Origin of the sequence: Microbacterium ureisolvens (genome assembly GCF_015278315.1) — a bacterium.
In the GTDB taxonomy this organism is placed as follows: domain Bacteria; phylum Actinomycetota; class Actinomycetes; order Actinomycetales; family Microbacteriaceae; genus Microbacterium; species Microbacterium ureisolvens.
In genome coordinates, this window is record NZ_JADIJE010000028.1 from 1 (window position 1) to 2062 (window position 2062).

Annotated in this window: 2 rRNA genes; both read left to right on the forward strand. The window is 56.1% G+C overall.

Annotated features, from left to right (window positions below):
* Window positions 1-1783: ribosomal RNA gene (locus IM767_RS20490) — 23S ribosomal RNA — on the forward strand; the annotation flags it as partial.
* Between the two features lie 111 nt (window positions 1784-1894).
* Window positions 1895-2011 (forward strand): 5S ribosomal RNA (gene rrf, locus IM767_RS20495).
* Window positions 2012-2062: the final 51 nt, after the last annotated feature.

The window sequence follows — 2062 nt, forward strand, 5'->3', positions numbered from 1 at the left end:
GAAGCGGCGGGGTGACCCAGCCGTGGACGCCACACGAGTGAGAATGCAGGCATGAGTAGCGAAAGACGTGTGAGAAACACGTCCTCCGAAAGACCAAGGGTTCCAGGGTCAAGCTAATCTTCCCTGGGTAAGTCGGGACCTAAGGCGAGGCCGACAGGCGTAGTCGATGGACAACGGGTTGATATTCCCGTACCGGCGAAGAACCGCCCCAACCAATCCAGTAGTGCTAAGTGTCTGAATCCCACTGACGGATCCCTTCGGGGTGATGCTGTGGGCCTAGCGCACGACCCCATGCTGAGGCGGTTAGCGTATTAACAGGTGTGACGCAGGAAGGTAGCCCATCCCGGGCGATGGTTGTCCCGGGGCAAGTGCGTAGGCCGAGGAATAGGCAAATCCGTTCCTCATACAGGCTGAGACACGATGCGGATGAAAAGTGGGTGATCCTATGCTGCCGAGAAAAGCATCGACGCGAGGTTCTAGCCGCCCGTACCCCAAACCGACTCAGGTGGTCAGGTAGAGAATACCGAGGAGATCGAGAGAATCGTGGTTAAGGAACTCGGCAAAATGCCCCCGTAACTTCGGGAGAAGGGGGGCCATCCACTTATACCAGCTTGCCTGGAAAAGGGTGTGGTGGCCGCAGAGACTAGTGGGTAGCGACTGTTTACTAAAAACACAGGTCCGTGCCAAGTCGCAAGACGATGTATACGGACTGACGCCTGCCCGGTGCTGGAAGGTTAAGAGGACGGGTCAGCCGCAAGGCGAAGCTCAGAATTTAAGCCCCAGTAAACGGCGGTGGTAACTATAACCATCCTAAGGTAGCGAAATTCCTTGTCGGGTAAGTTCCGACCTGCACGAATGGCGTAACGACTTCCCAACTGTCTCAACCGCGAACTCGGCGAAATTGCAATACGAGTAAAGATGCTCGTTACGCGCAGCAGGACGGAAAGACCCCGTGACCTTTACTACAGCTTGGTATTGGTGTTCGGTGTGGCTTGTGTAGGATAGGTGGGAGACTGTGAAGCGGATACGCCAGTATTCGTGGAGTCGTTGTTGAAATACCACTCTGGTCACTCTGGATGTCTAACTTCGAACCGTGATCCGGTTCAGGGACAGTGCCTGGTGGGTAGTTTAACTGGGGCGGTTGCCTCCCAAAAAGTAACGGAGGCGCCCAAAGGTTCCCTCAACCTGGTTGGCAATCAGGTGGCGAGTGTAAGTGCACAAGGGAGCTTGACTGTGAGACTGACAGGTCGAGCAGGGACGAAAGTCGGGACTAGTGATCCGGCAGTGGCTTGTGGAAGCGCTGTCGCTCAACGGATAAAAGGTACCTCGGGGATAACAGGCTGATCTTGCCCAAGAGTCCATATCGACGGCATGGTTTGGCACCTCGATGTCGGCTCGTCGCATCCTGGGGCTGGAGTAGGTCCCAAGGGTTGGGCTGTTCGCCCATTAAAGCGGTACGCGAGCTGGGTTTAGAACGTCGTGAGACAGTTCGGTCCCTATCCGCTGCGCGCGTAGGAAGTTTGAGAGGATCTGACCCTAGTACGAGAGGACCGGGTTGGACGAACCTCTGGTGTGCCAGTTGTACTGCCAAGTGCACCGCTGGTTAGCTACGTTCGGGATGGATAACCGCTGAAAGCATCTAAGCGGGAAGCCGGCCTCAAGATGAGACTTCCATACCTTCGGGTGAGAGGCTCCCAGCCAGACTACTGGGTTGATAGGCCAGATGTGGAAGCGCAGCAATGCGTGCAGCTGACTGGTACTAATAAGCCGATGACTTGATAACACACCAATCCTGGTGCTCGCGTCCACTGAGTGGTTCCCGATGTACGGTCGGAAACCGCAACTGAACAGCAGACTTTTTTCACGTTGTGAACACCTGAAACATCGAAAGAGTTTCGGCGGCCATAGCGAGAGGGAAACGCCCGGTCCCATTCCGAACCCGGAAGCTAAGCCTCTCAGCGCCGATGGTACTGCAGGGGGGACCCTGTGGGAGAGTAGGACACCGCCGGACACCCATTCACGGAATGGCCACCCACACCCTGGGTGGCCATTCCGCGTTAAC